This is a genomic window from Rhizobium sp. AAP43 (genome assembly GCF_001296045.1).
Lineage (GTDB): Bacteria > Pseudomonadota > Alphaproteobacteria > Rhizobiales > Rhizobiaceae > Allorhizobium.
This window is the reverse complement of record NZ_LJHS01000018.1, coordinates 81349-106510: the sequence shown is the minus strand read 5'-3', so window position 1 is coordinate 106510 and position 25162 is coordinate 81349. Positions and strand designations below refer to the sequence as shown.

29 protein-coding genes are annotated in these 25162 nt (G+C 59.3%); 20 read left to right on the top strand and 9 right to left on the bottom strand.

Annotation, left to right across the window (positions count from 1 at the left end):
- Positions 1–21: 21 nt before the first annotated feature.
- Positions 22–546, bottom strand: a complete 525-nt coding sequence (locus IP76_RS11890; protein WP_054158525.1) for a flavin reductase — start codon at positions 544–546, stop codon at positions 22–24.
- A 137-nt stretch (positions 547–683) separates the two neighbouring features.
- Here IP76_RS11890 and IP76_RS11885 point away from each other — a divergent pair, with 137 nt between their 5' ends.
- On the top strand, positions 684–1760 hold the full coding sequence (locus IP76_RS11885) for a branched-chain amino acid ABC transporter substrate-binding protein (protein ID WP_054158425.1): 1077 nt from the start codon (positions 684–686) through the stop codon (positions 1758–1760).
- Positions 1761–1766: 6 nt separating this feature from the next.
- Here the strand turns inward: IP76_RS11885 and IP76_RS11880 are convergent, their stop codons facing one another.
- A complete protein-coding gene (locus IP76_RS11880) occupies positions 1767–2531 on the bottom strand; it encodes an SDR family NAD(P)-dependent oxidoreductase (RefSeq protein WP_054158424.1) in 765 nt (254 codons plus the stop codon).
- 204 nt (positions 2532–2735) lie between these two features.
- On the opposite strand from IP76_RS11880, the gene rpe reads away from it, so the two are divergent.
- From rpe to IP76_RS11855, 5 genes are all read left to right on the top strand, one after another.
- On the top strand, positions 2736–3413 hold the full coding sequence (gene rpe, locus IP76_RS11875) for a ribulose-phosphate 3-epimerase (RefSeq protein ID WP_054158423.1): 678 nt from the start codon (positions 2736–2738) through the stop codon (positions 3411–3413).
- Positions 3410–4129, top strand: a complete 720-nt coding sequence (locus IP76_RS11870) for a DUF2259 domain-containing protein (protein WP_054158422.1) — start codon at positions 3410–3412, stop codon at positions 4127–4129. The genes rpe and IP76_RS11870 overlap by 4 nt, the downstream gene beginning before the upstream one ends.
- Positions 4126–4647, top strand: a complete 522-nt coding sequence (locus IP76_RS11865) for a hypothetical protein (RefSeq protein ID WP_245281448.1) — start codon at positions 4126–4128, stop codon at positions 4645–4647. The genes IP76_RS11870 and IP76_RS11865 overlap by 4 nt, the downstream gene beginning before the upstream one ends.
- Before the next feature lie 61 nt (positions 4648–4708).
- Positions 4709–6010, top strand: a complete 1302-nt coding sequence (purB, locus tag IP76_RS11860) for an adenylosuccinate lyase (RefSeq protein WP_054158420.1) — start codon at positions 4709–4711, stop codon at positions 6008–6010.
- An 84-nt stretch (positions 6011–6094) separates the two neighbouring features.
- Positions 6095–6397, top strand: coding sequence for a hypothetical protein (locus IP76_RS11855; protein ID WP_054158419.1), 303 nt, complete (start codon positions 6095–6097; stop codon positions 6395–6397).
- 43 nt (positions 6398–6440) lie between these two features.
- Here the strand turns inward: IP76_RS11855 and IP76_RS11850 are convergent, their stop codons facing one another.
- Positions 6441–7232: a DUF2189 domain-containing protein gene (locus tag IP76_RS11850; RefSeq protein WP_054158524.1), complete on the bottom strand. Its 792-nt coding sequence runs from the start codon at positions 7230–7232 to the stop codon at positions 6441–6443.
- A 298-nt stretch (positions 7233–7530) separates the two neighbouring features.
- Here IP76_RS11850 and IP76_RS11845 point away from each other — a divergent pair, with 298 nt between their 5' ends.
- Complete coding sequence (locus tag IP76_RS11845; RefSeq protein ID WP_054158523.1) at positions 7531–8079, top strand: alpha/beta hydrolase; 549 nt, start codon at positions 7531–7533, stop codon at positions 8077–8079.
- 130 nt (positions 8080–8209) lie between these two features.
- Complete coding sequence (locus IP76_RS11840) at positions 8210–10735, top strand: GGDEF domain-containing phosphodiesterase (RefSeq protein WP_245281447.1); 2526 nt, start codon at positions 8210–8212, stop codon at positions 10733–10735.
- A gap of 34 nt (positions 10736–10769) precedes the next feature.
- Here IP76_RS11840 and IP76_RS11835 read toward each other — a convergent pair whose 3' ends face one another.
- Positions 10770–11084, bottom strand: a complete 315-nt coding sequence (locus IP76_RS11835) for a DUF1476 domain-containing protein (RefSeq protein ID WP_054158418.1) — start codon at positions 11082–11084, stop codon at positions 10770–10772.
- Between the two features lie 242 nt (positions 11085–11326).
- Here IP76_RS11835 and purC point away from each other — a divergent pair, with 242 nt between their 5' ends.
- From purC to IP76_RS11810, 5 genes are read left to right on the top strand one after another with little or no spacing between them, the layout of a single operon-like run.
- On the top strand, positions 11327–12091 hold the full coding sequence (gene purC / locus IP76_RS11830; protein ID WP_054158417.1) for a phosphoribosylaminoimidazolesuccinocarboxamide synthase: 765 nt from the start codon (positions 11327–11329) through the stop codon (positions 12089–12091).
- A gap of 18 nt (positions 12092–12109) precedes the next feature.
- The gene (gene purS / locus IP76_RS11825; protein ID WP_054158416.1) at positions 12110–12352 is read left to right on the top strand and encodes a phosphoribosylformylglycinamidine synthase subunit PurS; all 243 of its coding nucleotides are present in this window, start codon (positions 12110–12112) and stop codon (positions 12350–12352) included.
- A 16-nt stretch (positions 12353–12368) separates the two neighbouring features.
- A complete protein-coding gene (locus IP76_RS11820; RefSeq protein ID WP_245281446.1) occupies positions 12369–12629 on the top strand; it encodes a hypothetical protein in 261 nt (86 codons plus the stop codon).
- Entirely contained in the window at positions 12626–13297 is a 672-nt protein-coding gene (gene purQ, locus IP76_RS11815) for a phosphoribosylformylglycinamidine synthase subunit PurQ (protein ID WP_054158415.1), read from the top strand. The genes IP76_RS11820 and purQ overlap by 4 nt, the downstream gene beginning before the upstream one ends.
- A gap of 58 nt (positions 13298–13355) precedes the next feature.
- Complete coding sequence (locus IP76_RS11810) at positions 13356–13748, top strand: hypothetical protein (protein ID WP_054158414.1); 393 nt, start codon at positions 13356–13358, stop codon at positions 13746–13748.
- On the opposite strand, the gene IP76_RS11805 is transcribed toward IP76_RS11810, so the two are convergent.
- Positions 13749–14021: a DUF1127 domain-containing protein gene (locus IP76_RS11805; RefSeq protein ID WP_054158413.1), complete on the bottom strand. Its 273-nt coding sequence runs from the start codon at positions 14019–14021 to the stop codon at positions 13749–13751.
- Between the two features lie 81 nt (positions 14022–14102).
- Here IP76_RS11805 and IP76_RS11800 point away from each other — a divergent pair, with 81 nt between their 5' ends.
- The 6 genes from IP76_RS11800 (at position 14103) to IP76_RS11775 (ending at position 20283) form a co-directional block, all read left to right on the top strand.
- A complete protein-coding gene (locus IP76_RS11800; protein WP_054158520.1) occupies positions 14103–15521 on the top strand; it encodes a PLP-dependent aminotransferase family protein in 1419 nt (472 codons plus the stop codon).
- Positions 15522–15665: 144 nt separating this feature from the next.
- Positions 15666–17888: a phosphoribosylformylglycinamidine synthase subunit PurL gene (gene purL, locus IP76_RS11795; protein WP_054158412.1), complete on the top strand. Its 2223-nt coding sequence runs from the start codon at positions 15666–15668 to the stop codon at positions 17886–17888.
- Positions 17889–18004: 116 nt separating this feature from the next.
- On the top strand, positions 18005–18238 hold the full coding sequence (locus IP76_RS11790; RefSeq protein WP_054149753.1) for a BolA/IbaG family iron-sulfur metabolism protein: 234 nt from the start codon (positions 18005–18007) through the stop codon (positions 18236–18238).
- A 23-nt stretch (positions 18239–18261) separates the two neighbouring features.
- Positions 18262–18507: a hypothetical protein gene (locus tag IP76_RS11785; protein ID WP_054158411.1), complete on the top strand. Its 246-nt coding sequence runs from the start codon at positions 18262–18264 to the stop codon at positions 18505–18507.
- A 107-nt stretch (positions 18508–18614) separates the two neighbouring features.
- Positions 18615–18947 carry a Grx4 family monothiol glutaredoxin gene (grxD, locus tag IP76_RS11780; RefSeq protein WP_054158410.1) on the top strand — a complete coding sequence of 111 codons (333 nt, stop codon included), beginning with the start codon at positions 18615–18617 and terminating at the stop codon, positions 18945–18947.
- A 130-nt stretch (positions 18948–19077) separates the two neighbouring features.
- Complete coding sequence (locus IP76_RS11775) at positions 19078–20283, top strand: multidrug effflux MFS transporter (protein WP_054158409.1); 1206 nt, start codon at positions 19078–19080, stop codon at positions 20281–20283.
- 183 nt (positions 20284–20466) lie between these two features.
- Here IP76_RS11775 and eno read toward each other — a convergent pair whose 3' ends face one another.
- The 4 genes from eno to IP76_RS11755 form a co-directional block, all read right to left on the bottom strand.
- Positions 20467–21741, bottom strand: coding sequence for a phosphopyruvate hydratase (gene eno, locus IP76_RS11770; RefSeq protein WP_054158408.1), 1275 nt, complete (start codon positions 21739–21741; stop codon positions 20467–20469).
- A 214-nt stretch (positions 21742–21955) separates the two neighbouring features.
- Positions 21956–22804: a 3-deoxy-8-phosphooctulonate synthase gene (gene kdsA, locus IP76_RS11765; protein ID WP_054158407.1), complete on the bottom strand. Its 849-nt coding sequence runs from the start codon at positions 22802–22804 to the stop codon at positions 21956–21958.
- Positions 22801–23694 (bottom strand): VOC family protein, encoded by an 894-nt coding sequence (locus IP76_RS11760; protein ID WP_054158406.1) that lies wholly within the window; start codon positions 23692–23694, stop codon positions 22801–22803. Before IP76_RS11760 ends, kdsA begins: the two co-directional genes overlap by 4 nt.
- A gap of 13 nt (positions 23695–23707) precedes the next feature.
- Positions 23708–24259 carry a DUF1003 domain-containing protein gene (locus IP76_RS11755; protein ID WP_054158405.1) on the bottom strand — a complete coding sequence of 184 codons (552 nt, stop codon included), beginning with the start codon at positions 24257–24259 and terminating at the stop codon, positions 23708–23710.
- Between the two features lie 178 nt (positions 24260–24437).
- On the opposite strand from IP76_RS11755, the gene lexA reads away from it, so the two are divergent.
- On the top strand, positions 24438–25151 hold the full coding sequence (gene lexA / locus IP76_RS11750) for a transcriptional repressor LexA (protein ID WP_054158404.1): 714 nt from the start codon (positions 24438–24440) through the stop codon (positions 25149–25151).
- Positions 25152–25162 lie beyond the last annotated feature (11 nt).

The window sequence follows — 25162 nt, the reverse complement described above, 5'->3', positions numbered from 1 at the left end:
CTCCCGGCTTTGACAGAGAGCTTACAGCGCGTGGTAGGATCGGTCCAGATAGATGAGTGCGGGCTCCTTGGGACCAAAATGTACGGCTTCGACAGCGCCAAACAGGATGGTATGCGTGTTTGTCACCTTCTGGTCGACGACCCGACAGTCGAAGGCAACAAGCGCATCCGACAGGAGCGGCGATCCGGTTACGGCGACTTGCCACTCGGCCAGTGCGAAGCGCTCTTCAGACGTCATGCCCTTGAAGCCAGCAAAGGCGTTCGCAAGCTCCTGGTGCCGAACCGACAGCGTGTTCAGCGCAAAATGGCCAGAGGTGAACAACACATCATTGTTCGCATTGCCGTTGTTCAAGCAAACCAGGACTGTCGCAGGATTGTCGGAGACCGAGCAGGCGGCCGTGATGGTCACGCCCCGGCGGAGGCCATCCCATTCTGTGGTTACGATCTGGACATGGCCGGCGTAACGACTCATACCCTCACGATAAAGGGTCGAATCCAGGACTTGCGACTGCAATGCGATCTCCTTAAGGCCAACCCGATAGTGCATCGAATATGGCGAGCAAGGATTACCGTTTCCACAATGAAGAACCAATTTGTCGAAGACGTCGCCATTCATTGGAAAGCGAACGTTTCCAATTGCCTGCGCTTTCGGTTAGGATCGCATCACCAATCCGGGGACGCTTGATGAAACGACTGACACTGACGCTGCTGCTTCTGGGCTCATGCCTGGTGCCGGCCAGTGCACAACAACTGACGCTCGCGATCGTCGCCCCCAAATCCGGCAATTTCGAGAGCCTTGGCAATCAGGTTCGCCAGGGGGCACAATTGGCGGCCGGTAGTCTCTCCATTTCGCTGATCGAGATTCACGAACCCTGCACGGAAGGCAGCGGACCGGTGCTGGCCGAACAAATCGCCAAGTCCGGCGCGAAGGCCGCGATCGGCTTCCTGTGCAGCGAAAGCCTGGTCGGTGGCCTACCCGTTCTCGCCGAGGCAAAGATTCCAGCCATCACGCTCTCTGTGCGCTGGAAAGGCATGATGGAAGACGCTCTCAAGAATGGCTGGCCATTCTTCCGGCTCGGGCCGCACAGCGATTCGGAAGCCCAGAAGCTAACCGAAATCATTCTGCGCGACTGGAAGGGCGAAGCTATTGCGCTGGTCGAGGACGGCACCATTCGTGGACGCGAACTCACTGAAGCAATCCGCATCGCGCTGGAAGAGCGCGGCCTGAAACCGGTGTTTGTCGACACTTTCCGCCCCGGACAAGAAAACCAGCTCGCGCTCATCCGCCGCCTGCGCAATGCGGGTGCCACACGCGTCTTCGCGGGCGCAGACCGCAATGACGTCGCGATCATGGCTCGTGATGCGGCCGCTGAAGTTGCCCCGATGAAGTTTCTCGGCGGGGACGCCATACGGGCACCGAATGAACCCGTGGCGCTTCAAGAGGGCGTGCTTGCCGTCGGGCTGGCCGAAAAGCCCGCAGGACCATCGGCCGCAGCGATCACAGAAGCGCTTGCCGCCGGGCGTATCCCGGCAGAAGGCTATGTGGTGCCCGCCCATGCCGCCGTGACACTGCTTGCCGATGCGCTTGGCATCTCCTCGGCCATGGGCACACCACTTGCGGAAACGCTGGTGGGGACTGATTTCAAGACCGCACTGGGGCCGATCCGGTTTGGCGACGACCATGAACTTGCCGTCAATCCCTATCAACTGATGGAATGGCGAGGCGGCGACTTCGTCCCGATTGCAGCCGCCAGCCAGTAGCCCTGCCTACTCCCGGTAAGGCCAGAAGGCCTGGGTAAAGACGCCACCATCGACCCAAATGGTTTGGCCGGTCACAAAGGCGGATTGTTCGCCAGCGAGAAAGAGGATCGGGCCTGCCAGATCTTCCGGCGTTCCGACCCGCCGCAGCGGCGTGACATCGCCCCAGGTCTTGGCATAATCCGGCGATTCAGCCTTGGTGCGTGCCGTCTCGATTGCGCCCGGCGCGATGCAGTTGACCCTGATTCCGTATGGTCCAAGCTCGACTGCAGAGACCTTGGTGAATTGCTCGATACCGCCCTTGGAGGCCGTGTAGTCGACGAGCTTGGGAAAGGCGAGCTTGTTGCAGCCGGAACCAAGGTTGATGATCGAACCACCCGTCTTTGCCGCGACCATACGGCGGGCCACCAGCTGGGTATTGAGGAATGTGCCCTTGAGATTGGTATTTATCACCGCATCCCAACGTTCTTCTGGGAGATCCAGAAGGGACGCCCACGTCTGGATGCCGGCATTGTTGACGAGCACATCCGGCACCTGACCGGCCCAGGCGATGGCCTCATCGAGAAAAGCTTCAATGGCCGCGCTGTTGGCGACTTCGCATTCGCGGCCGATCGCCCGGCCACCCTGCGCTGCCACATCCGCTTCGACGGCGTTCGCCGCATCCGTCTGTCCGAGATGCGTAAAAGCGACAGCGTAACCCTTGTCGCTAAATGCCCGCACAAGATGGCGCCCGATACCGGAACTTCCGCCGGTGATGATCGCAAACTTCGACATGCCGTCCTCCCAGACAAATTCCTCAAGCGGATGCAGGGATGCAGGCCCCACGCCACGCCGTCAAGGTGGTATTGACCTCATCCCAAGGCATGGTTGCCGCCACGTGCCCCCGATGATATTCGAGCGGCCAAGAGAGCCATCCTGCGGATGCCGAGCGATGTCCGCTGCGAACCCAGATGGCTCGACTGTCAACGAGGAGCTCCGATGACCCGCCCGCTGAAGATTTCCCCCTCCATTCTCGCCGCCGACTTTTCGCGACTCGGCGAGGAAGTCTCGGATGTCGTGGAAGCGGGGGCCGAATGGGTCCATCTCGACGTTATGGATGGCCACTTCGTGCCGAACATCTCCTTTGGCCCGGCAATCATCAAGGCGCTGCGCCCACATACCACGGCTGTGTTCGACTGCCATCTGATGATTGCACCTGCCGACCCCTATCTCGCAGCCTTCGCGGACGCTGGCTGTGACATCATCACAGTCCATGCCGAAGCCGGACCGCACCTGCACCGTTCGCTGCAAACCATTCGGGCACTCGGCAAAAAGGCCGGCGTCTCGCTCAACCCGGCAACCCCGCTCTCGATCCTTGAGCACGTGATGGACGATCTAGACCTCATCTTGATCATGAGCGTCAACCCAGGCTTTGGCGGTCAGAAATATATCCCTGCCATGACCGACAAGATCGCAAAGGCCCATGCCTTGATCGGCAACCGCCCGATCGATCTTGAAGTCGACGGCGGTGTCACCGCTGCGAATGCCGCCGAGATCACGCGCGCCGGCGCCAATGTTCTGGTTGCCGGATCGGCGATCTACAAGGGTCGGGGCGTCGCAGACTATCGCCAGACGGTCGCGGCCTTGCGCCAGGCTGCAGATACGGGGCGCATGTGAAAGCAAGCGCTCTCGTTCTGATCCTGATCGCGCTTCTGACGACGTCAGCCAAAGCCGGCGATGTCGCCGAGATGCGGCCGCATGGTTTTTCACAGGATGGCCGTTACTTCGCCTATGAAGAATTCGGCGAGCAGGACGGTTCGGGCTTCCCGTATTCCAGCGTCTCCATCATCGACACGGAGACGGACAGTTTTGTACCCGGCACGCCGATCGATGTCCTGGTGAAGCGCGAGGATGCGACCATTGGTGAGGCACGGCGCGAGAGCGCGACCAAGGCGTCGGCACTGTTCGAGGCCCATGGGATCGGCGAGGATCCTGGCTATTTGGCAGCCTTCAATCCGGTGAGCGAGCTTGGGCAAGAGTTTCAGAACCTGCGCTATCAGGCAACCCCAAGCCTTTACGTCGCCGATGGCATCTACCGGCTGAAACTCGAGCAGTTTTCCGCATCGGCGGAGGGGATTTGCAAGGACCTTACGGTTGATGTTCAGGGATTTCGGCTGACGCTTGCAGATGACGCCAAACCAGCCGACGCCCGCAAGGTCTATGAGGACCAGCGGGTACCAACCAGTCGCCACTGCCCGAGTAGTTACGGGATCGCCGGCGTTGTTACGCCTCGGTATGGGTCAAAAGGGCCGCACATGGTGATGGTGCAGATGCTGACCCTGGGCTTCGAGGGGAACAATGTCCGCTGGCTCGCCGTACCGGTGAGACCATGATGAAGCGGGGCGCAGACAGAGTGCAAGATCCAGGCGTAAATGCCCCGCGCCGTCTGCCCCCGATACGGCTCTGGTTTGGTGGTGCTATTCTCTGGGCCTTTGCCATGGCGTCCAGCCTCGTCGCCTCGACGATTGTTTTCGGCCGCGATATGGGCAGCCATACACCGGCCCTCACCCTGCTCTATGCGGCCGGCGGAGCGTTGGGCTGGGTTTCCGCCCTACCTTTGATTGGGTGGCTCACGGTGAAGCGACCAGCACCGGCTGTCCTTGCCGCCTGGCTGCTCCTGCTCGGCCTTTTGACGATCCTGGCGACCGCTGGCCTCTTTGCCCTGCACTACCGCATCTTCTATGCCCATTGGCATGCGCCATTCCCTTCGCGTATCTGGGTGTATCAGCAGGTCTTCACATCGGCATCCGCCTTCTACCAGTTCGCCGTGACGGGTCTCCGGCACTTCTTTCCGGTGGGCTTTGCCATCCTGTTTGTCCTCAGTTTCACCATGGCGCGCCGTAACCGTTGAGCTTGACGTTCCACTTTGCTAAAGCGAGCCAGAATTCAGCTCGAACGAAAGACTTAAGCCCATGATCCCCCGCTACTCCCGGCCGGAAATGGTCGCCATCTGGTCCCCCGAAACCAAGTTCCGCATCTGGTTCGAGATCGAGGCGCATGCCTGCGACGCGCTGGCCGACCTCGGCGTGATCCCGAAGGAATCTGCTCGCACGATCTGGGAAAAGGGCGGGCCGGCGGAATTCGACGTCGCACGCATCGATGAGATCGAAGCCGTCACCAAGCATGACGTCATCGCCTTCCTGACACATCTCGCCGAATTCATCGGCCCGGACTCGCGCTTCGTCCACCAGGGCATGACCTCGTCCGACGTTCTCGACACGACGCTCAATATCCAGCTCGTGCGCGCCGCCGACCTGTTGCTGGCCGACATGGACCGGGTGCTCGCGGCTCTGAAGGCCCGCGCCTTCGAGCACAAGGATACGGTCCGCATCGGCCGCAGCCATGGCATCCATGCCGAACCGACGACAATGGGCCTGACATTCGCACGTTTCTACGCCGAAATGCGCCGCAACCGCGACCGCCTGGTCAATGCCCGTGCAGAAATTGCAACTGGCGCGATTTCAGGTGCCGTTGGCACTTTTGCCAATATCGATCCCCGTGTCGAGGAACATGTCTGCGCAAAGCTTGGTCTGGTGCCGGAGCCGATCTCGACCCAGGTTATCCCGCGCGACCGCCATGCGATGTTCTTTGCCACGCTTGGCGTGATCGCTTCGTCGATCGAGAATGTTGCGATCGAAATCCGCCACATGCAGCGCACGGAGGTGCTGGAAGCGGAAGAATTCTTCTCGCCGGGCCAGAAGGGCTCTTCGGCCATGCCACACAAGCGCAACCCGGTCCTCACCGAGAACCTGACCGGTCTTGCCCGCCTCGTGCGCATGTCGGTCGTGCCGGCACTGGAAAATGTGGCCCTCTGGCACGAGCGCGACATCAGCCATTCGAGCGTTGAGCGCGCCATCGGCCCGGATACGACCATCACCCTCGATTTTGCGCTCAACCGTCTGGCGGGCGTCATCGAAAAGCTGGTGATCTATCCGGAAAACATGCTGCGCAACATGAACCAGTTCAAGGGTCTGGTCATGAGCCAGCGCGTTCTTCTCGCGCTGACGCAAGCCGGCGTGTCGCGCGAGGACAGCTACCGTCTCGTGCAGCGGAACGCGATGAAGGTCTGGGAAAAGGGCGCCGACTTCCTTGAAGAACTGCTGGGCGACGAAGAAGTTCGCGCAGCCCTGTCGGAAGCTGAGATCCGCGAGAAGTTCGATCTCGGCTATCACACCAAGCATGTCGACACGATCTTCGCCCGCGTCTTCGGCTGATATCCATCGACCCCATAGATGAGAAGCGTCTCAGGTGATTATACCTGAGGCGCTTTTTTTTGATCTCCGCTGAAAGAGGTGGCCATGACGACGCCGCTACGACTGTTTGCGCATTGCCTCTACGCCGCCGCCATTCTCGTGATGATACTGTTCTGTGGCAGTGAGTATGATTGGATAAAGAGTATGGACGGCGCCATCGATGCAACGCAGATCGAAGGTGCCGGAAACCGAACAGTCATGATGGGCCTCGCCCTGTCGGCTGCCCTTCTGGCGCAGGGAACTGTCGCTGCCGTCACGGAATCCCTCCGTGAAAGATGCCTCGCGTTTGCCCTTGCAGGAGTGGCGGCGCTCATGTTTTTGGCCGGCCAGAGATCTTCACTCTTCTAGCCGGCCTCTTCTTATCAATATTCGTTCTCGCGCAGGCGGCGGCTCAGACCACCAGCCTGCGATAGAAGTGCCAGGTCGCATGTCCGAGGATCGGTACGATCACCACCAGGCCTACCAAAAGCGTCGCCATGCCGATTGCCAGCAACGCGGCAACCATTAGCCCCCATACTGCTACAGGTATCGGGTTCGTCATGCTTGCGCGAACCGAGGTCTGCACGGCGCAGGCAGCGCCGCAATCGCGATCTAGCAGCATTGGAAAGGCGACGATGCTGATCACCAACGCGACGAGCGCCAGCACGAACCCGAAGGCGTTGCTCCAGAAGAGGAAGGCCATGGCGTTCGGATGGCTCAACACGTCACTGGCGAAGGAGAAGACGCCCGGCGACGGATAGTCACCGATCAGCGAGAGATACAACCCGCGGGACCCGACCAGCCAGACCATGAACAGCGATAGCAGGTAGATACTCATCATCAGCAGGGCCGGAAGCGACGGCGACTTCAGGATCGCGCCCATATCTGCCAAGCCCGTATCCTCGCCACGTTCGCGCCGGCGGCTGATTTCCATCAGCCCCAAGGCAAGCAAGGGTCCGACCAGAGCAAATCCGGTCAACAAGGGATAGACCATCGGCAGGAGTTCGACACCTGCGCTCCATCCAATCATCATCGCACCAGCGATCGGATAGATCAGCGCCACGAACGCATAGTGGGTGGGCTTTTCGCCAAAGTCACGATAGCCGGCCTTAAGGGCGGCAAACACATCAGAGACCCCGATCTTTCGGATTGCGGGCCGTTCGATCGTACCGGTAACGCCTGTCATCACATGAAAATTCGACATTTCCACTTCCTCCTCAAACATGAATTTGCAGGCTTCAAAGTGTCATGCACAGGCGGCGACTGAGAATGCCGCACCATGTCTCCGCCGGGGATCTTCTTGGATCGGACAGCGAGATAAAACGGCCAGTCTTTGCCGTAGTCGGTAAGACTATCAGACCTGGGCCAGGATGTCGCGGCCGCCGCCACAAGTTGTCGTGATGGCATCGACACAGGAAAAGAGGTCCGTCGCGCGCAAAAAGCTTCGCCAGGATCCGTTCAGGAACCTTGACGTCGCGCCGGTGGAAACGCAGATAGGGGCCATGAAAGTCTCAGAAGCAGAAATCCTGATTGTCCCCGGCTACACCAATTCCGGACCCGATCACTGGCAGACCCGCTGGGAATCGAAGCTGTCGACGGCAAGGCGTGTCGAACAGGCCGAGTGGTCCAAGCCGGTGCGCGAAGACTGGATCGACCGCGTGGTCGAAGAGGTCAACAGAGCGACACGTCCCGTTGTGCTGGTGGCCCACTCGCTGGGCGTGCCCGCCGTCATCCATGCGGTACCGCGGATGACGCAGCGGATCGCGGGGGCTTTCCTCGTTGCCCCGCCAGATGTCGCAAATCCGGACATTCGGCCGAAACACCTGATGACCTTTGGCCCCTATCCGCGCGATCCCCTGCCCTTTCCGTCGATCACGATCGCCAGCCGCAACGACCCGTTCGGGACATACGCCCATGCTGAAGATATCACCAATGCGTGGGGCTCATTCCTGATCGATGCAGGCGAATCCGGTCATATCAATGCGGAATCGGGCCATGGTCCATGGCCTGAGGGCACGATGGTGTTTGCGCAGTTCCTAGGACGGCTTTAAGCGCAAGCTTCAAACACGGCTTTCAGACACGCGCTGATCGACAGACGCAGACGGACTACAACCTTTTAAAGCCTTCTTAAGGTGGCTCTTATAAACTCTTGGGGTAAACTCTTGAGTTCGGAGCCCGCTCTTGCGCCCAGACGTTGCCGCCGAGGTGCCAGTTGCCCGAAGCAACTCGATCCAGATCCGCGACTTGCCATGGCCAGCCGCATGGATCGGCGAAACGGGTATTCTGCAGGATCACAACGAGGCGATGCGCTCCGTCATCGGCCACCTCGCGCGTGGCCATGATTTCGCAACAGCCATTCTGGATGAGAATGCTTCCGCCTTTTGGCTTGCCTTGCGCAGGATTGCCATGGGCGGACCGTCCGCCACATTGGAAATCCGCACGAAGGCGAGCCCAACGAAAACTTACATTGCGGCGCTAGCGCGCCCTCACCTTGGCCCTCTACCCCGCCTACCCGCCATTCTATTGCAGTTGACCGAGATCACGTCCCTCCGGGAGAGCATCGATCTTCTGGCCGAGCGGGAAAGCCGCTGGAACCATGCCTTGGTCTGCTCCGTATCGGGCGTCTGGGACCAGAGGAGCACGGGGGAACTCTACTATTCCGACGTTTGGCGTGCGATCCGCGGCCTTAAACCAGAGGATCCGATCCCGCCGAACACAGACGAGTGGCTGGAACTCGTGCATCCGCAAGATCGCGAGCGGGTCCTGCACTGTATCGAGCGACAGAATGCCGGTGATCCGGACTACATGACCTTCGAGTATCGCGAGCGGCACAAGGACGGACACTACATCTGGATCGAATGCAGGGGGGCCTGCGTCGAACGCAATGAAAGTGGCCAGCCCGCAAGGATCGTTGGAACCGATACGGACGTTACCGCACGCAAGGATCAGGAAGAGTGGCTGGAAGGTCTTTCGCGTCGGCTGAAACTGGCGCTGGATCTGTCGCGGATCGGAATCTTCGAGACCGATTTCTCAACCGGGACCAGTGATTGGGACGACGGTATGCGGCGGATCTTCGAGTTTTCCGGCGACGCCGATATCAAGGTGGGCGACTTCTGGGAGAGCAAGCTGCATCCCGACGATCGAGAGCGCACGCTTACCTATGTCGCAGCCCGGATCAAGGAACTGCGCCCCTTTACAGACGAATACCGCATCATTGCCAAGGACGGCTCGACGCGCTTCATCCGCTCCAACAGCCTGCCCTATCTGGATCAGGACGGCGCCCTGAAGATGATTGGCGTCAACTGGGATGTCACCGAAGATCACCGGCTGAGGGAAGAGCTGGAGAGACAAAAGGCGCTTGCCGAGGCCCGAAATGCCGAACTCGAAAAGACAAGGATCGATGCAGAGTATTCGGCCATGCACGATCATCTGACCGGGCTCCCCAATCGCCGCTTTCTTGAGGCACGCCTCGACAGCTGGCGCAAGGATGGCGATACGCCAAGACAGGGTATCGCGGTCCTTCACATCGATCTTGATCGCTTCAAGCAGATTAATGACACACTCGGCCACGGCGCCGGTGATGCCATGCTCAAGCATGCGGCCCGCGTTCTCCTCGACAATATCGGGCCAGAGGGCTTTGCCGCTCGGATTGGTGGCGACGAGTTTGTGTTGCTGGTTGACTATGACGGATCCGAGAAGAACCTCTCTTTGCTGGCAGACCGGATCATCGGGACCATGCGTCATCCCGTATGGCACAAGGGTCACGAATGCCGCTTTGGTGCCAGCATCGGGATTGCCTATTCGACTGATGTACTCGCAGACCCGAGGCAGCTGCTGCAAAATGCTGACATCGCGCTCTACAACGCCAAGAACCATGGCCGCAGCCGGCATGAATTCTACACACAATCGAGCCGAACGATCCTGGCCGACGCCAGACGCCTCTCCAGCGAGCTGCTACGTGCGCTCGAGCAGGATGAGATCGTTCCCTATTATCAACTGCAGTATGATGCTCGAACACGCCAAATCGTCGGTGCGGAATGCCTTGCGCGCTGGCAGCACCCGCAACACGGCATTCTTGGTCCCGATCGTTTTCTGCCAATGGCGGAAGAATGCGGTGTGCTGGCTCAGATCGACCGCATCATGCTCGACAAGTCCCTGGCCGACCTCGAGACATGGCGTCAGCAGGGCCTGAATCTTCCGAAAATCTCCGTCAATGTTTCAGCCCGACGGCTCACGGATCCGGACCTCGCCCAGGGACTGGGCTCACTGAACATCCGGCCAGGTACCGTCTCCTTCGAAATCCTGGAGAGCGTCTTCCTGGACCGGCAAGATGCGACCGTCATGACCAATCTGGAGACGCTGCGCGAGCTCTCGATCGACATTGAAATCGATGACTTCGGCACAGGTCACGCTTCGATCGTCGGCCTTCTCAATCTGAAGCCCAGCACGCTGAAGATTGATCGACAATTGGTTGAGCATCTCCCGACGAGCCAGGAACAACGCGTTCTTGTCATGTCAATCATCCAGATCGCCCGATCGCTCAAGATCAAGGTCACCGCCGAAGGCGTTGAGACAGAGGAGCATGCGCGCATCCTGAAGCGGCTGGGTTGCGATGTCCTGCAAGGTTTCGGCCTGTCGCGCCCGCTCGACTTCGCAGCCACCACGGCTCTTCTGGCCAAGCACAAAAAAACCGCCGCAGTCGACTGACTGCAGCGGCTTCGTTCAACCCGATGAAGCGGGATCAGGTGTTCTGAACCTGCTCGATCGCTTGTCCGAGGAAATCGACCAGCTTGGCGCGAAGCTCTTCATCGGTGATCGACACGCCACCGGCTGCAAGATCGGCGCTCAGCTTGCGCAAAACGTCCTCATCACCCGCTTCCTCGAAATCGGAGGCGATCACTTCCTTGGCGTAAGCATCCGGATCGGCCTTGCCGAGCAGACCGGCAGCCCAGAGGCCAATCAGCTTGTTGCGCCGTGCTTCCGCCTTGAAGCGAAGTTCCTGATCGTGTGCGAACTTGTTTTCGAAGGCTTTTTCGCGATCACTCATGCCGCTCATGTCAGTCTCCCATTTTGTCCATGGTCGTTCAGATTCGTTTCCCCATTAATCAAAAGGGAGTACAAAGTGCAATGTAAACTTGATCGATTCCGGCATGAAGCCCGGTGGGGTGCCGTTTTGGCGGGAAGGGTTTAACTGCTGCATTGTGAAAACGACGCTTTTCCTTTAAGGGACCGCTTCAAAGACCGATCCACAGCATCTGCGCCGATGTGCCGCGATGCCAACAACAGAGAAATTCACCCATGAACCGTCGCCGCCGCGTTTACGAGGGCAAGGCAAAGATCCTGTACGAGGGTCCTGAGCCCGGCACGCTGATCCAGTTCTTCAAGGACGACGCGACCGCATTCAACAAGAAGAAGCATGAAGTCATCGACGGAAAGGGCGTGCTCAACAATCGCATCTCCGAATACGTCTTCACGCATCTGAACAAGATCGGCATTCCCACGCATTTCATCCGTCGGATGAACATGCGCGAGCAGCTGATCAAGGAAGTGGAAATCATTCCGCTCGAGATCGTCGTGCGCAATGTTGCGGCCGGCTCCCTGTCAGCGCGTCTCGGCATTGAAGAAGGCGTTGTTCTGCCGCGCTCGATCATCGAATTCTACTACAAGTCCGATACGCTGGCCGATCCGATGGTCTCTGAAGAGCACATCACGGCCTTTGGCTGGGCAAATCCTGCCGAACTCGATGACATCATGGCCCTTGCCATCCGCGTCAACGACTTCCTATCAGGCCTGTTCCTTGGCATCGGCATCCAGCTTGTCGACTTCAAGATCGAGTGTGGTCGCCTCTTCGAAGGCGACATGATGCGGATCATCCTGGCAGACGAGATCTCGCCGGATAGCTGCCGCTTGTGGGACATCGAAACCCGCGAGAAGCTCGACAAGGATCGCTTCCGCCACGACATGGGCGGCCTTCTCGAAGCCTATCAGGAAGTGGCTCGCCGTCTCGGCATCATGAATGAGAATGAACCGGTGCGCGGCACTGGGCCGGTTCTGGTCAAGTAAGGTTTGGAGATAAGACAAGTGATCAAGGCACGTGTGACCGTTACCCTGAAGAACGGCGTTCTCGACCCCCAGGGCAAGGCCATCGAAGGCGCTCTCGGCGCACTCGGCTTCGAGGGCGTTGCCCAGGTTCGCCAGGGCAAGGTCTTCGATCTCGAGCTTGCCGGCGACGACAAGGCCAAGGCGGAAAATGACCTGAAGGCGATGTGCGAGAAGCTCCTCGCCAACACGGTCATCGAGAACTATACTATCTCCATCGCCTGAGGGTTGAGGGGGATGCATGATGGCCGAAGTCACCAACGAGTTGATCTTCGAGCTCCTGAAGAAGCTCAATCATCGGTTTGACAAGGTCGACTTTGCCATCGGCGAGTTGCGCGCGGATAATCAGACAATGCGTGCGCAACTGCATGCGCTGCAGGGTGATGTAAACAACCTGCGCGCAACCATCGGACACTTCGAAAGCCGACTAGATCGGATCGACAATAGACTGGAACTGCGCGAGTTTCAGGAAGCCCAGATAAGGTTTGAGCCACAGCCATGAAATCAGCCGTCGTCCAGCTCCCAGGCCTCAATCGTGACCGCGACATGATCGCGGCCCTGACCAAGATCTCCGGACACGCGCCGGTGACCATCTGGCAGACAGAAACGGAAATTCCGGATGTCGACCTGATCGTCATCCCCGGTGGTTTCTCCTATGGCGACTATCTGCGCTGCGGCGCGATCGCGGCCCGGATGCCCGTGATGCAGGCGATCAAGGAAAAGGCTGAAAAGGGCGTCAAAGTGATCGGCGTGTGCAACGGCTTCCAGATCCTTGTCGAGGCTGGCATGCTGCCAGGTGCCTTGATGCGCAATACGTCGCTCAAGTTCGTCTGCAAGGAAATCAAGCTTGAAGTGGCGAATGCCGACACGGATTTCACCCGCGCCTATGCCAAGGGGCAGATCATCCGCTGCCCGGTCGCCCATCATGACGGCAACTATTTTGCCGATGCGGAGACGCTGAAGGCAATCGAAGGCAATGGCCAAGTCGTATTCCGCTATGCAGACGGCACCAACCCGAACGGCTCCATGAACGACATTGCCGGGGTTATCAATGCCAAGGGCAATGTACTGGGCATGATGCCGCACCCGGAAAACCTGATCGAGGCAGCCCATGGCGGCAACGACGGACGCGGCATTTTTGCTTCAGCCCTGGACGTGATCGCCGCGTAAGTTAATCTCCGATTAACGCTTTCGCTGCTAGGGATGCGGCATCAAGCAGGATTAGACCATGCGCCGCCTCCCCCTTTTCATGATCGCCTCCCTCGCATTCGCCGGCCTGCTGGCAGGCTGCAAGCCAGAGGCACCGAAGCACTCCGCACCAAGCCAGTCAGCGCTCGACATCATGGAGAAGGTCGCCGTCGGCGCCAATCGCTGCTGGTTCAAATCGGGCGATCCGGCTTTCAAGGCCTATTCTCTCGCTCCGGAACTTACATCCTTCTCCGGCCGGCCGCGCATTCTACTTGTCCGCAAGAATTCAGCCGATATACGTCCTCTGCTGGTCGTACAGGCTGAAGGCAAACCGGCACGCCTCGACGCGTTCGGCCCGATGATGAACGAAGCCGTTGCGCCACGCATCCGCAAGGACGTCGTCCGCTGGGCGAACGGCGCCAAGGACTGCTGATCAGAACGGCGGCTGGAATGGCCGCTCGATCGACAGAAACCGCGACCGGCTGATCTCTTGCCGCGCATCGTCGGGCGTCAAACCGACATCCCACAACTGGTCAACAGTCAACTCCGACAGATGAACACGCGTCCTGCGTCGGCGCGTCCATAGCCGACATGCGGCGAAGATCTTTGTCCAAGCCGACCTATCGGGGACAATGACCTGATCAGTGGCCTGACCGTCAGCAATGGGCGCCCGGGCCACAGACACGATTGTATCTATTGTCACCATCTTCGTCTCCTTTCGGCGATTGGCTTGTAGCGGTCGGTATGGATTGACTTTGCAACGATGACAATCTACACAATTGTCATCATGACAAATTGGCTCCCCAATCTCGATAGTCGCTCCGGCCCACTTTATCTGCGCATCGCAGATGATGCCGAAAGCGCCATAAAATCAGGCAGCTTGCCGCATGGCATCAAGCTGCCGCCGCAGCGCGATCTGGCTTATGACGTCGGGGTGACAATCGGGACAATTTCACGAGCGTATGCCCTGCTGCGCGAAAGAGGGCTGGTCACCGGCGAAGTCGGGCGCGGGACCTATGTCCAGTCCGACGATCGAAGTGGCGCACAGATTGCGCAAGACCGGGTCACCATGAGCTATGGCGGCACCCGCGCCATAGTTCCGCCGCCGGGCAAACTTCGGTTCGACACCACGGCCGCCATCGATGTCGGTCAGGCGGAGATCGTCGGGCGGATCATGACCGAGATTGCTTCCGCGCATCCGGGCGAGATTTCCAGCTACACACGCACACTATCCCCTGATTGGCTTGAGGCAGGGCGCCAATGGCTGTCATCCGGCACATGGTCGCCTGAGCCCGAACAGATCCTGCCCCAGCTCGGCGTCCATGCCGGAATTAATGCCGTGATTGCCGCCGTCAGCGGCACGGGCGACCGAGTTGTCTGTGAGCACCTGACCTATTCGCAGGTCGCCCGCAGCGCCAATCTGATGGGGCGTCAGATTGCCCTGGTCGAGTCCGACGCCGACGGCATCGTGCCGGAGGATTTCGAACGGGTCTGCGCCCGAGAGCACCCGAAGGCGGCTTTCATCATGTCGTCGGGCCAGAACCCGACGCTCAGCACGCTCCCGTTGTCGCGCCGCAGGGAGATCGTCGACATTGCTCGCAAGCATAATGTCTGGCTGATCGAGGACTATTTGTACGGCGGAATGATCGGCGATGACATTCCGCTCTTGGCGGAAATCGCACCGGACCGGACATTCCTGTTGAATGGCCTATCGAAATCAGTTGCTGCCGGCGTGCGTGGCGGCTGGGTCGCCTGTCCGCCCCATATGAGCCAGAGGATCCGCATTACGCAGAAGATGGTCAGCGGGGGCCTACCCTTCCTGCTGGCTGAATTGTCGGCGCGGCTGGTCCTGTCTGGCGCCGCTTTTCAAATCCGCAAGGACGTTCTTTCGGAAATCACCGCACGCGAGACGATCGTGCGAAATCTCTTCGCAGGCCACGAGTTTCGCTCGCATCCGAAGCTCCCTTTCTTCTGGCTTAAGCTCCAGGAACCCTGGCTTTCCGGCACGTTCAAGCAGGCAGCACTGGATGCCGATGTACTCATCGACGATGAGGACGAGTTCAAGCCGGCACGCTCTTCGCGGGTGTTCCATCACGTGCGTATCGGCTTCAGCGAGGGGCGCGACAGGTCGATTTCGACCGAGGGCCTAAAGAAGGTGCGGCGCATTCTCGATCAGTCTCCGCTCGGCACCAGCGCTATCCTCTGAGACAACCAGGATCGGACCAGATTGCCGTGAAAGCGGCAGGAAAGCGGCAATACGGCGCATTTTTCAAGTGCGCCCGGCGCAGGCTTGGGATATAGGCTGCCTCGAAACCGATCTCCCACCGATCTCCATTGCCCTGAGAGCCAGATGACCGTTTCCAACTCCCGTCCCATCACCGCAGAATTGATCGCAAGCCACGGCCTGAAGCCGGACGAATACGATCGCATCCTGAACCTGATCGGACGCGAGCCGACCTTCACCGAGCTCGGGATCTTCTCGGCAATGTGGAACGAGCACTGCTCCTACAAGTCTTCCAAGAAGTGGCTGAAGACGCTGCCGACAAAGGGTCCGCGCGTTATCCAGGGACCGGGCGAAAATGCCGGCGTGGTCGACATCGATGACGGCGACGTCGTCGTCTTCAAGATGGAGAGCCACAACCACCCGTCCTACATTGAGCCTTACCAGGGCGCGGCAACCGGCGTCGGCGGCATTCTGCGTGACGTCTTCACCATGGGCGCCCGTCCCGTTGCCGCCATGAACGCCCTGCGCTTTGGCGCGCCTGACCACCCGAAGACCAAGCATCTGGTCGCTGGCGTCGTTGCCGGCGTCGGCGGCTACGGCAATTCCTTCGGCGTGCCGACGGTTGGCGGCGAAGTCGAATTCGACGCTCGTTACAACGGTAATATCCTGGTCAACGCATTCGCAGCCGGCCTTGCCAAGGCAGACGGCATCTTCCTGTCGGAAGCCAAGGGCGTCGGCCTGCCGGTCGTCTATCTGGGTGCCAAGACCGGCCGTGACGGCGTCGGTGGCGCCACCATGGCGTCTGCAGAATTCGACGAATCGATCGAAGAAAAGCGCCCGACGGTCCAGGTCGGCGACCCCTTCACCGAAAAATGCCTGCTCGAAGCCTGCCTCGAACTGATGCAAACCGGCGCCGTCATCGCCATCCAGGACATGGGGGCCGCCGGCCTCACCTGCTCGGCGGTCGAAATGGGCGCCAAGGGCGGCCTCGGCATCGAACTGCAGCTCGACAAGGTGCCGGTCCGCGAAGAGCGCATGACGGCCTATGAGATGATGCTGTCGGAAAGCCAAGAGCGGATGCTCATGGTGCTCGAACCCTCCAAGGAAGAGGTCGCCAAGGCGATCTTCGTCAAATGGGGTCTCGATTTCGCGATTGTCGGCTACACCACCGACGACCTGCGCTTCCGCGTCATCCACCAGGGCGAGGAAGTTGCCAACCTGCCGATCAAGGAACTCGGCGATGAGGCTCCTGAATACGATCGTCCGTGGATCGAGCCCAAGACCCCTGCCCCGCTCGCCGAGAATGACATCCCGGTTGGCGATGTGGCGGATGCGCTCCTGAAGCTGGTCGGCTCAGCCAACAATTCCTCACGCCGCTGGGTCTATGAACAGTATGACACGCTGATCCAGGGCAACTCCCTGCAGCTCCCGGGCGGTGACGCCGGTGTCATCCGCGTCGAAGGCCATGCCTCCAAGGCGCTCGCCTTCTCGTCTGACGTCACCCCGCGCTACGTCGAGGCCGACCCGTTCGAAGGCGGCAAGCAGGCAGTCGCCGAATGCTGGCGCAATATCACCGCGACCGGTGCGCTCCCGCTCGCCGCGACCGACAACCTGAACTTCGGCAATCCCGAACGCCCCGAGATCATGGGTCAGTTCGTCTTTGCGATCAAAGGCATCGGCGAGGCCTGCAAGGCGCTCGATTTCCCGATCGTCTCGGGCAATGTCTCGCTCTACAATGAGACCAATGGCCAGGGAATCCTGCCGACACCAACGATTGCCGGCGTTGGCCTGATGAAGGACTGGAAGAAGATGGCCCGAATCCGCTTTGCGGCTCAGGGCGAAGCCATCCTGCTGGCAGGCGCGCCGTCCAGCTGGGGTACGCATCTTGGGCAGTCGGTTTATCTTCGCGATATCCATGGCCGCACGGATGGTCCGGCACCGCATGTTGACCTTGCCCATGAAAAGAAGGTCGGCGATTTCGTTCGCGACCTGATCCAGGATGGTCTGGCGACCGCCGTTCACGACTGCTCGTCGGGCGGTCTTGCTCTTGCGGTTGCCGAGATGGCGATGGCATCCGGCATTGGCGTCCATGTGAACGCGCTCAACGACGCCAATCCGATTGCCGTCTTCTACGGCGAAGATCAGGGCCGCTATGTTCTGACAGTCAAGGAGGCCGATGTGGACAAGGTGCAGGTCCGCGCCGAAGCCGCTGGCGTCTTCTGCCCGTGGATCGGCCGCACTGGCGGTTCGAACGTCGTGCTCGGCGAGGCCAAGCCGGTTGCCGTCGAGGAACTGAAGCAGGCGCATGAAGCCTGGTTCCCGGCACTCATGGACGGCGAACTCGCCTGATCGGAAAACCCCACCTCCCTGTGGAGCATGGGGCAGCCTTATGCTGCCCCATTGAAAGACCCCGGCGAATGGAAGATAGTCTCCTTTATTGCTGATTTGCATGAGGGACCTATTACATGCCGATGAAACCAGGCGACATCGAAGACATGATCAAGGCCGGCATTCCCGGCGCCAAGGTCGTCATCCGCGACCTTGCCGGCGACGGAGATCACTACGCCGCAGAAGTCGTCGCCGAAGCCTTCCGCGGCAAGAGCCGGGTCCAGCAGCACCAGATGGTCTATGATGCCCTGAAGGGCAATATGGGCGGCGTATTGCACGCGCTGGCGCTGCAGACCAGCATTCCTGATTAAGCGCTTGGCGGAGAAGTTCGAGCATGGCTGACCTGATCAAGGAAGTGGTTGAGAACGTCATTCAGGGCGTGTTGAACGAGATCCTGAAGAAGAGCGGCACTTCCCGGCCGACGCGCCGGCGCAAGCGCAAGGCCGCGTCGGCGACAGCAACCCGAACGAAAGCCGCGCGCAAGACCGCCAAACGGACAAGCAAGGCGGCAAAGCCAGCCCGCAAACAGGTCAGTCGTCGGCGCTCCGCTCAGAAGCGCAGCGTGCAGCGCAGTCGCTGACCCCATATTCTCACCTGATCGGGGGTACTGGCAAAATCCGTTTTGCCTTGCTATTTGTGACCAAGATCAAAGCTGCGGCCTTGAACCGCATGTGAAAGGAACAACGCATGAGCGCGCACGAATTCATCGCCAACGAAGTAAAGACCAATGACGTGGTCCTGTTCATGAAGGGAACGCCGCAGTTCCCGCAGTGTGGCTTCTCCGGACAAGTGGTGCAAATCCTCGATTACCTCGGCGTCGACTACAAGGGCGTCAACGTGCTCGCCGATATGGAAATCCGCGAGGGTATCAAGACATTTTCCAACTGGCCGACCATTCCGCAGCTCTACATCAAGGGCGAGTTCGTCGGCGGTTGCGACATCGTGCGGGAAATGTTCCAGGCCGGTGAGCTGAAGACACATTTCGAAGACCAGGGCATCGCCGTCCGCGGCGCCGCCTGACATACAAGGCCATAGCGCCATCAACATCACACGCGTGACAAGGCGTTGCTCGCTGCAACGCCTTGTTCTCGTTATTAGGTATTTCATCATGTCAGATTTGTTACAGGCGTCACGCAAGACGCTGGGCGCCATGGGGCGCGCCGAATTTATTGCGATGATGGCCTTTCTCATGGCGCTCAACGCCCTTGCCATCGACATCATGCTGCCGGGCCTCCAGGAAATCGGTGCCGCCCTCAATGTCGAGAACGAAAACCACCGGCAATATGTCGTCTCGGCCTATCTCATCGGTTTCGGTGTTGCGCAGCTTTTCTACGGCCCCATTTCCGATCGTTTCGGCCGGCGCAAGCCGATGATGGTCGGCCTGGCAATCTATGTATTGTCATCGATTGCGGTGCTGTTTGTACCCTCGTTCGGATCGCTGCTTCTGCTGCGTTTCATCCAGGGTATCGGCTCTGCGGCAACGCGCGTCATCACCATATCGATCGTGCGTGACGTGTTCGGCGGTCGCCAGATGGCCGAAGTTATGTCGCTGATCATGATGGTGTTCATGGTGATCCCGGTCGTGGCCCCGGGTACCGGACAGGTGATCATGCTTTTTGGCGACTGGCACTGGATCTTCGTGTTCATGGCAGTCATCGCCGTAATCGTCGGGGTCTGGATGTATGTTCGTCTGCCGGAAACACTGGCTAAGGAAGACATCCGCCCCTTCACGCCACGGGTGATTTTCGACGGCTTTCGCATCGTGCTGACCAATCGCGTCGCGCTCTGCTACACCATCGCCAGCACATTTATCTTTGGCGCGCTGTTCGGCTTCATCAACTCCGCGCAGCAGATCTATGTCGGCATCTACGGCCTTGGCGTCTGGTTCCCCGTCGCTTTTGCCGCCGTTGCGCTTTTCATGGCGCTGTCGTCCTTCGTGAACGCCAAGCTTGTCGGGCGTTTCGGCATGCGCAAACTCTCGCATGCTTCATTGCTCGGCTTCATCACAATCACTTTCCTCTGGCTTGTCGTGCAAGTGCTTGGACCGCAGCCTATGCCGTTTTTCCTGTTCATCACCTTCTTCTCGTTGGCGATGTTCCAGTTCGGCTGGATCGGATCGAACTTCAATTCGCTCGCTATGGAGCCGCTCGGGCATGTTGCCGGCACTGCCTCCTCCGTCCTCGGCTTCATGGGAACGGTTGGCGGCTCCCTGATCGGCGCCGGCATCGGTCAGGCCTATAACGGGACGGCCCTGCCGATGGTCGCAGGTTATTTCATCGTATCGATTATCGGCCTCGGTTTTGTTTTGCTTGGGGAAAAAGGACGGCTGTTCCACGCGCAAAACAAGCCCGTCTGACTTAGAGCACTTCCGGCCAAGACGGAGTTGTGGAACAGCTCTTGGTCTTTGTTTTTACGCAATTCCGGACCCAAAACCGCTTCGCACTTTTTGCTGGAATTGCCTTAGACGCCCGGACGACAGACAGAAAAAGGCCCGCGTTGCATCTGCAACGCGGGCCTTTTGATTTGGACGACCTTGAGATCAGCCGCGCAGGATGGAAGAGCCTGCGTAACGGGCCTGCGGACCCAGCTCTTCCTCAATGCGGATCAGCTGGTTGTACTTGGCGGTGCGATCAGAACGCGCGAGCGAACCGGTCTTGATCTGACCGCAGTTCGTGGCGACCGCGAGATCGGCGATGGTGGAGTCCTCGGTCTCGCCCGAACGGTGCGACATGACGGCCGTGTAGGCAGCACGGTTGGCGGTCGAGACGGCGTCCAACGTTTCCGACAGCGAACCAATCTGGTTGACCTTGACCAGGATGGAATTGGCCACGCCCATCTTGATGCCGTCGCGCAGGCGTGAGGAATTGGTGACGAAGAGATCGTCGCCGACGAGCTGAACCTTCTTGCCGATCTTGTCGGTCAGCGCCTTCCAACCGTCCCAGTCGTCTTCTGCCATGCCGTCTTCGATCGAGAAGATCGGGTACTTGGCAGCGAGCTCGGCCAGGTAGTCGGCCATGGCTTCCGGCTCAAGCGTGCGGCCTTCGCCTTCGAGCACATACTTGCCGTCCTTGAAGAATTCGGTCGACGCGCAGTCCAGCGCGATATGCATGTCTTCGCCCGGACGATAGCCAGCCTTTTCGATCGACTTCATGATGAAATCGAGTGCGGCAGGCGCAGACGCGAGACCCGGTGCAAAACCACCTTCGTCACCGACATTGGTGTTGTGGCCATCCGCTGCAAGCTGCTTCTTCAGCGTGTGAAAGACTTCGGAGCCCATGCGCACCGCATCGCGGATGCTGTCGGCACCGACAGGAACGATCATGAATTCCTGGAAGTCGATCGGGTTGTCGGCATGCGCACCGCCATTGATGATGTTCATCATCGGCACCGGCAGAACATGGGCGTTCGGACCGCCCACGTAACGATAGAGAGGAAGGCCAGAGGCCTGAGCGGCAGCCTTGGCCACAGCAAGCGAAACACCGAGGATGGCGTTAGCGCCCAGGCGCGACTTGTTCGGCGTGCCGTCGAGCTCAATCATCAGGTTGTCGATGAGGATCTGGTTCTCGGCGTCATGACCACCAAGCGCATCATAGATCTCGCCATTGACGGCTTCGACAGCCTTCTCGACGCCCTTGCCGAGGTAGCGCGAGCCACCGTCACGCAGTTCGACGGCTTCGTGCGCACCCGTCGACGCGCCCGACGGCACAGCGGCACGGCCCATGCTGCCGTCTTCGAGATGGACGTCGACTTCGACGGTCGGATTGCCGCGGCTGTCGAGGATCTCGCGGCCGATGATGTCGGTAATGGCGGTCATGTTCGCTCCCTGTGGACGGAAAATTGACAAGGCTCGGAGGCCGGTCACAGGGCCTTGGAGCCACCAGACCCGCCTTTGAGTCCCACCTGTCTTATCCGATGATCGGGAAAATACAATGACAGATCGAGTGAAGAAAGACCGATATTCAATCGATTGAAAAGGAGGGAGCCGGCGCTTCTGGGGCTTGAACCGTTTGAAGCGCCGAAAATACCTCTCAAACAGCCTTGGCGATATCGTCGAAGGCGATCAGTTTTTCCAAGAGGCGCCGCATGTCGGTGATCTTGACCATGTTCGGGCCGTCCGACGGTGCATTGTCGGGGTCCTGGTGGGTCTCGATGAACAGACCACCAACGCCAACAGCCACCGCCGCACGGGCAAGCGTCTCGACAAACTCGCGCTGGCCGCCGGAAGAACCACCCTGCCCGCCGGGCTGCTGCACCGAATGGGTCGCATCAAAGACGACGGGTGCACCCATGGCCGCCATAATCGGCAAAGAGCGCATATCGGAGACGAGCGTGTTATAGCCGAAGGAGGCACCGCGTTCGCAGAGAAGGACATTCGGGTTGCCGCTGGCGTTCAGCTTGTTCAGCACGTTTTTCATGTCCCAGGGCGCCAGAAACTGACCCTTCTTGACATTAATGGCACGTCCTGTTTTGGCGGCCGCAACAAGAAGATCGGTCTGGCGGCACAGAAAGGCCGGGATCTGCAAAACGTCCACAATCGGTGCAACGGCAGCACACTGTTCCTCGGTATGGATGTCGGTGAGGACCGGAACGCCAAATTCCTTCTTGATGTCGGCGAAAACTTCCATTGCTGTTTCGAGGCCGATACCACGCTCGGCCGAAAGCGAAGTACGGTTTGCCTTATCGAAGGACGACTTGTAGACGAGACCGAGGCCGAGCTCGCGGCAGAGTTCAACCAGCTGGCCGGCAATCATGAAGGCATGATCACGGCTCTCCATCTGGCAGGGTCCGGCGATCAGCGCAAAACGGCCCGTTTGCGAGAAAACGGCCTTGCCCGCGCCTTCACCAACGGTCACTTCAGAATTGGTAGCCTTACTCATTTGATCTCCTCGAAGGCAAAGGCCACGCCCTGGCCCTTTTCCGGCACGACAACAATGCGCGCGCCCTTTCTCTGATAGGTGACGCCATTAGCAGCGAGACAGGCTTCTGTCACGCCGAGATCCCGGCTCGTCATGACAACGGCCGCGCCGATCAAGCCCCTGCCCGCCGTTACCACCGTCTGGCCGTAATGGGCGACAAAACCTTCGGGCGTCAGCACCTCGACCACCGCATTGCCACTCTGGATCGACAGACCGAAGGAATGGGCCGTAACGTCGCGCTGCGCCAAAACCGTTTCGAACAGATACTGGAAGTCGCTCGGGTTATCTTCAACGAGAACCACACGCGCCAAGCCGATTGACGCATTCGGATGGACTGCTAGCAACCCGCGATCCACCGGCAAGCTATTCACCCGCTGACAGGCAAAGGCGAAGAAGTCCGGCGCGCGCAGATCGGCGGCGAAGGCGAGACGAAACGTGCCATCCGCAGTTCGCCCGTCAGGAAACCGAAAGGTCCGCGAGAACTGAAGCACCTCACCCGCACTCATGCCCTCTTCGACGAAACGCTTGTGATCCGTTTCGGCACCATCAGACTTGACGACGACGGCCGACAAACCCTCGTCACGACGGAACCGAAAGGCAAGATGACGGGCAACGAACACATTGCCGCCTTTTGCCGCGACCTCGCAATCCTCGCGGCTACCGACCGCTAACGGCTCCAGATAGGTATCGTCGGCGAAGAAGACACAGGCGTTTTCGGTGCCAAAGGGATGGCGCGCATCGCTCGCCATGGTAAAACCGAGCGCGGACAGCCGAGCCCTTGCCTGATCAAGAGATCCAACCGGCAGCACCAGATGGTCGATGGCGCGTGATGCGTTACTGTCTTCAATCATGTCCAGCTCCTGCTCAGGATTGCGGAGTGTTGGTGGTCCGATTCGAAAGTGCACCGATGACCTGATGCAATTCGGCAAGCTCACGCCGTGCCTCGCGCAACTCCGTCAGAACCTGCTCATCGATTTTGTGATGGAGCGCAAGGACCTCGATTTCAGCCTTCAGGTTGATCTCATAATCCTTCGCAGCCATGAAACGGTCACGCTCGGCCTGCCGGTTCTGGCTCATCATGATGATTGGCGCCTGGATGGCAGCCAGCATGGACAAGATGAGATTGAGAAAAATGAAGGGATAAGGATCGAGTGCATTGCTGGCCAGCAGAACGGTGTTGGTAACAGTCCAGCCTGTCAGAAACAGGAAAAAGCCGATGATGAAGGCCCAGGAGCCGCCGATCCGGGCGATCGAGTCGGCCAGTCTCTGCCCGGTTGTCGCATCCGCCTGGAATTCCTGACTTGCATCTGTCGATACGACACGACGCTCGCGGGCTCGCGCGAGAACGCGCTTCTCCGAAGATGTCAGATCCGACTCACGCTTGCCGAGCAATGTCCGCTCGATCTCCTTTAGCATCGCCAACCCTTTTCCTTTCGCCGGCGGCATTCAATACACCAATCTCGGCGCAAAAACCCACCTTCCCCCGCCTATCGCATTTTCTGCTGTGATCTTCACGGAAATTTATCCACTTGCGGAACACAAATGGAACATATAGGGTCCGTTCTGGATTTGTTTCATTGATGAGGCATCGGATATGCTGACGCGAAAGCAACAGGAACTGCTTCTTTTCATCCATGAGCGGATGAAGGAATCGGGCGTTCCGCCCTCCTTCGACGAAATGAAGGATGCGCTGGATCTCGCCTCGAAATCAGGTATTCACCGACTGATCACGGCACTTGAAGAGCGCGGTTTTATCCGCAGGCTGCCGAACAGGGCGCGAGCCCTCGAAGTGATCAAGTTGCCCGAGGCCTATACGCAGAGCCTGCAGCCGCGCCGTGGCTTTTCGCCAAGCGTCATTGAGGGCAGTCTCGGCAAGCCACCTGCCCCTTCGGTCGTCAAGGCACCGAGTGAAGAGCGCAGCCCATCGGTTACTGTACCAGTCATGGGGCGGATTGCAGCGGGCGTTCCGATTTCCGCCATTCAGAACAATACACATGACATCTCAGTGCCCCATGAAATGATCGGCTCGGGCGAGCACTACGCTCTCGAGGTCAAAGGCGACTCGATGATCGATGCCGGCATTCTCGACGGCGATACAGTGATCATTCGAAATGCGTCCAATGCAAATCCCGGTGACATTGTCGTCGCCCTGGTTGATGACGAGGAAGCAACCTTGAAGCGCTTCCGCCGTCGCGGCGCCTCTATTGCGCTTGAAGCCGCGAACCCAGCCTATGAGACCCGAATCTTCGGCCCAGACAGGGTGAAGATTCAGGGCAAGCTGGTTGGGCTGATCCGCCGCTATCACTGAGGACAGCCTCT